This is a genomic window from Streptomyces sp. NPDC002265, assembly GCF_040296125.1.
Classification (GTDB): domain Bacteria; phylum Actinomycetota; class Actinomycetes; order Streptomycetales; family Streptomycetaceae; genus Streptomyces.
In genome coordinates, this window is record NZ_JBEOWS010000498.1 from 1 (window position 1) to 5276 (window position 5276).

Genomic DNA, 5276 nt, shown 5'->3' on the forward strand with positions numbered 1-5276 from the left:
CTGCCCTGGCTCATGTAGCTGGGCTACTCCTTCGGCTTCCGGGTGCGCTGAGCCGCGGGCCGGTTGCCGGGTGCACCCCCTGGGGGCGAGCCGACGGCTCGCCCCCTTCCCTATACCTGTCTCCCTTTACCTGTCTCCCTCTTCCCTGTCTCCGTTGTCGGGCGGCCGGGTTGAGGACGACCTCGGCGGTGTCGAACGGGAGGGCGATGTCCCGGCCCGGCCGGGTCCGGATGGGCAGGGTGCAGGAGTAGCCGACGCCGGCGACCCAGGCCGGGCCCAGGTCGGCGAAGCAGCAGGGTCGGTGACGGACGGCCGCAGCGGTTCCGGCGGCTCCACGGTCGCGCCGGGCGCGGGTGACGGGTGTGCTCTCGCTCTCTCCTCGGTCAAGAGGAGACGAAGAATCTCAGTGACCGTCCGGGCAGTTGTGCCAGGCCTTGGCCAGTGCGTCGGGGATCTGCGGGATGTCGGCGCAGCCGTGCGCGCTCCTCGGGAAGCCGTCGGTGGCGACGTAGGCCCAGCCGCCTCCCGCGGTGGCGCGGAAGTACTTGGTGACGCTGCCCTCGTCCTGCATGTTGACGAGTTCGGCCTCGCCGGCCCCGGCGGTGGGCCGGAAGCGGGTGGCGGCATAGCGGTCGGCGCCGCACTGGCCGTAGAAGAACTGCCCCGGCACCGGCTCCAGGTGGGTGAGGAGGGGGACGGCGCGCCGGTACGCCGCCGTCACGGCGGACTTCACCTCGGCGCCCACGGCCAGGTTGCGGCAGCCGGCGAAAGCGGGGGCCGTGGCCTTGGCCGGGACGGCGGGAGCGGTCGACGGCTTGGTGGCGGAGGCGGTCGACGGCTTCGTGGCGGACGCGGCCGGCGCGGCGGTGCCGGACGGGGTGGCGGTGCCGGACGGGGTGGCGGAGGCCGCAGCGTCCGAAGCGGTGCCTGCCGTGGCCGAGGCCTGCGGGGCGGGCGAGCCGGAGGCACCGGAGTCCGAACCGCCCTGACATGCGGTCAGCAACAGCAGGCCGCCCAACAGCGCTGCCATCGAAGTGCCTCTGGGAGCGGGCATGGCGAATCCCTTCTTCGACCGCGGGACATCACGGTCACGTCCGGTGTGATCGGGGTGTGCGGCCGGCTCGCGACGAACCGCCGACCTGCCCCCTACGACCACCGGTGACGGCTCCCCGGTTGCACGAGCCGGCTCTCGGAACTGTCTCGGTTTCACATACGCGGCCCGCCCCCGGGCACGGTGGTGCGCGGCCTGCCTCCGCGCCGGCGGGCACCGGTACGGAGGCAGGCCGTCGATCGACGGCCGTCAGCCGCCGACGTACGCCGAGAGGTGCTCGCCGGTGAGGGTGGAGCGGGCGGCGACGAGGTCGGCCGGGGTGCCCTCGAAGACGATCCGGCCCCCGTCGTGGCCCGCGCCCGGACCGAGGTCGATGATCCAGTCGGCGTGCGCCATGACCGCCTGATGGTGTTCGACGACGATGACCGACTTGCCCGCGTCGACGAGCCGGTCGAGCAGGCCGAGCAGATGCTCGACGTCGGCGAGGTGGAGGCCCGCGGTCGGCTCGTCGAGGACGTAGACACCGCCCTTGTCGGCCATGTGGGTGGCCAGCTTCAGCCGCTGGCGCTCGCCGCCGGACAGCGTGGTCAGCGGCTGGCCGAGGCTGAGATAGCCGAGGCCGACGTCGGCGAGCCGGCCGAGGATGCGGTGCGCGGCCGGGGTCTTCGCCTCGCCGGCGCCGAAGAACTCCTCGGCCTCGGTCACCGACATCGCGAGCACCTCGCTGATGTCCCGGCCGCCGAGGTGGTACTCCAGCACCGCCGCCTGGAACCGCTTGCCCTCGCACTCCTCGCAGAGGGTGGCGACCCCGGCCATCATCGCCAGGTCGGTGTAGACGACGCCGGCCCCGTTGCAGGTGGGGCAGGCGCCCTCGGAGTTGGCGCTGAACAGCGCCGGCTTGACGTCGTTGGCCGTCGCGAACGCCTTGCGGATCGGATCGAGCAGCCCGGTGTACGTCGCCGGGTTGCTGCGCCGGGAACCGCGTACCGGCGCCTGGTCCACCGACACCACGCCCGCGGAGGCGGGGACCGAACCGTGGATCAGCGAGCTCTTGCCGGACCCGGCGACGCCCGTGACCACACACAGCACCCCGAGCGGGATGTCGACGTCCACGTCGCGCAGGTTGTGCGCCGAGGCGCCGCGGATCTCCAGCGCGCCGGTGGGCTCGCGCACCGTCTTCTTCAGCGAGGCCCGGTCGCCGAAGTGACGCCCGGTGATGGTCCCGCCGGACCGCAGCCCCTCGACGGTGCCCTCGAAGCAGACGGTGCCGCCCGCCGTGCCGGCGCCGGGGCCGAGGTCGACGACGTGGTCGGCGATCGCGATCGTCTCCGGCTTGTGCTCCACGACGAGCACCGTGTTGCCCTTGTCCCGCAGCCTCAGCAGCAGGCCGTTCATCCGCTGGATGTCATGGGGGTGCAGACCGATGGTGGGCTCGTCGAAGACATAGGTGACGTCGGTGAGCGAGGAGCCGAGGTGGCGGATCATCTTGACGCGCTGCGCCTCGCCGCCCGACAGGGTGCCCGAGGGCCGCTCCAGCGAGAGATAGCCGAGGCCGATCTCCACGAAGGAGTCGAGGGTCTGCTGCAAGGACGCCAGCAGCGGTGCCACCGACGGCTCGTCCAGGCCCCGCACCCACTCGGCGAGGTCGCTGATCTGCATCGCGCAGACGTCGGCGATGCTGACGCCCTCGATCTTCGACGACCGGGCCGCCTCGGTGAGCCGGGTGCCCTCGCAGTCGGGACAGGCGGTGAAGGTGACCGCACGCTCCACGAACGCCCGGATGTGCGGCTGCATCGCCTCCTTGTCCTTGTTCAGCATCGACTTCTGGACCCGGGGGATCAGCCCCTCGTAGGTCATGTTGATGCCCGCGATCTTCATCCGGGTCGGTTCGAGGTACAGGAAGGCGTGCAATTCCTTCTTGGTGTACTTGCGGATCGGCTTGTCCGCGTCGACGAGCCCCGACTCGGTGTAGAGCCGGTAGTTCCAGCCGCCCGACTTGTAGCCGGGGATGGTGAGCGCGCCCTCGTTGAGCGACTTGGAGTCGTCGTAGAGCTGGGTGAGGTCGAGGTCGGTGACCGAGCCCCGGCCCTCGCAGCGCGGGCACATCCCGCCGGTGATGCTGAAGGAGCGGCGTTCCTTCACGGTCTGCCCGGCGCGCTCCAGGGTGACCGCGCCCGCGCCGCTGATCGAGGCGACGTTGAAGGAGTACGCCTTGGGCGAGCCGATGTGCGGCCGGCCGAGCCGGCTGAAGAGGATGCGCAGCATGGCGTTGGCGTCGGTGGCGGTGCCGACCGTGGAGCGCAGGTCGGAGCCCATCCGCTGCTGGTCGACGATGATCGCGGTGGTCAGCCCGTCGAGGACGTCGACCTCGGGCCGCGCCAGGGTCGGCATGAAGCCCTGCACGAAGGCGCTGTAGGTCTCGTTGATCAGCCGCTGCGACTCCGCGGCGATGGTGTCGAACACCAGGGAGCTCTTGCCGGAGCCGGAGACGCCCGTGAACACCGTCAGCCGGCGCTTCGGGATCTCGACGCTGACGTCCTTGAGGTTGTTCTCGCGCGCACCGTGCACGCGGATCAGATCGTGGCTGTCGGCGCCGTGCGACGCGGACGACTGCGCGTCCGTCCTCCTGGCCATGCTCGTCCTCTCTCCGTACGGTCGTGCGGGCCGCGTTCGCGGTCCCCCCTGTCTACCCGACCGGCCCGGCCGGCCGGGGGCGATCCGGGACGACGTCCCGCGCCGTCGCCCCGCGGGACGGGGTGGCGGCCACGGCGATCAGGCTAGGGCCGGACCGCCGTTCGGCGCTTCTCGAAAACTGCCCGTCCCGGGCGCCCGGCGAGCGGCGGCGGGCACGCGGCGCAAGCCTCACCCGTACGGGCGCCTTGGGAACTTCTTTACCCGGTGCGGTAGTTCTGGTGGCGACGGCCCGTCGCGACCCGCGCCGGGTCGCGGAGCGACGCGCGCGATCAGTGAAGGAGCGACACCGGCATGGTGTTCAAACGGCTGCTCGGGGCCATCGGTGTGGACGGCCCCTCGGTGGACACGGTTCTGGACCACGGCGCGGTGCCGCCCGGCGGGGTGCTGTCCGGGCAGGTGCACCTGCGGGGTGGCGGTTCGGCCGTCGACGTCGAGCACATCGCCCTGGAGCTCGTCGCCCGGGTCGAGGCCGAGCACGATGAGGGCGAGAGCGAGGGCTTCGTCGTCTTCGAACGGTTCGTGGTGGGCGGTGCGTTCCGGCTCGGCGAGGAGGCGTTGTTCAGCGTTCCGTTCCAGGTGACGCTGCCGTGGGAGACGCCGGTCAGCGAGCTGTACGGGCAGCAGCTGGGGATCGTGCTCGGGGTGCGCACCGAGCTCGCGGTGTCCGGGGCGCGGGACAAGGGCGACCTGGACCCGCTCGCCGTGCGGCCGCTGCCCGTCCAGGAGGCGGTCCTGGAGGCGCTCGGGCAGCTGGGCTTCGGCTTCAGGTCCGCGGACCTCGAATACGGGCGGATCGGCGGCACCGATCAGCGGCTGCCCTTCTACCAGGAGATCGAGCTGACCCCGGCGCCGCAGTACGCGCACGCCGTCGGCGAGATCGAGGTGACCTTCCTGGCCGGCCCCGACCGGACGGAGGTGATCCTGGAGGCCGACCGGCGCGGCGGCCTCTTCTCCGAAGGACACGACGCGCTGGCCCGCTTCACCGTCGGCCACCGGGACGTGCCCGGGCGGGACTGGAACACCGAGGTCGACGGCTGGATCCGGCAGCTCGTCGAGCACCGGGCGGCCCACGGCTCCGGCGCGGGGTACGGGCACTCGGCGGCGTACGGACACGGGGATCCGTACGCGCACGGGGATCCGTACCCCGGCGGGTACCAGGACCCGTACGGAAGCGGCCACGGGTACGACGAGCACGGCCGGCACGACCGCCGTCACGACGAGCACCACCGTTCCGGCCCCGGCCTGGGCACGGCCGTCGCGGCCGGTGCGGCGGGACTGGCGGTCGGTGTCGTCGGCGGGCTGGTGGCGGCGGAGGTCGTCGACGAGATCGGGGACTTCTTCGAGGGGGACGACGACGAGGGCGGGGACGACGAGGACTGAGCCGCGGCGGGGGCCGCCGGACGGGCCCCGGGCACGGGCCGAGGAGGACGGACACGCCCCCGGTTCAGCCCGCCCGGCCCGTTCCCGGTGCGTCCCGGTCGTCCTCGTCGGTCCCCTGGAGCAGCCTGCGCAGCAGTTCCGCGTCGCCGGG

Annotated in this window: 3 protein-coding genes; 1 reads left to right on the plus strand and 2 read right to left on the minus strand. The window is 72.4% G+C overall.

What is annotated here, in order from left to right:
* Positions 1-403 precede the first annotated feature (403 nt).
* Both ABT085_RS43415 and ABT085_RS43420 read right to left on the minus strand, forming a co-directional pair.
* Entirely contained in the window at positions 404-1054 is a 651-nt protein-coding gene (locus tag ABT085_RS43415; protein ID WP_351621862.1) for a hypothetical protein, read from the minus strand.
* 246 nt (positions 1055-1300) lie between these two features.
* Positions 1301-3685, minus strand: a complete 2385-nt coding sequence (locus tag ABT085_RS43420) for an ATP-binding cassette domain-containing protein (RefSeq protein ID WP_351621865.1) — start codon at positions 3683-3685, stop codon at positions 1301-1303.
* Positions 3686-4036: 351 nt separating this feature from the next.
* On the opposite strand from ABT085_RS43420, the gene ABT085_RS43425 reads away from it, so the two are divergent.
* Positions 4037-5125, plus strand: a complete 1089-nt coding sequence (locus ABT085_RS43425) for a sporulation protein (protein WP_351621868.1) — start codon at positions 4037-4039, stop codon at positions 5123-5125.
* Positions 5126-5276 lie beyond the last annotated feature (151 nt).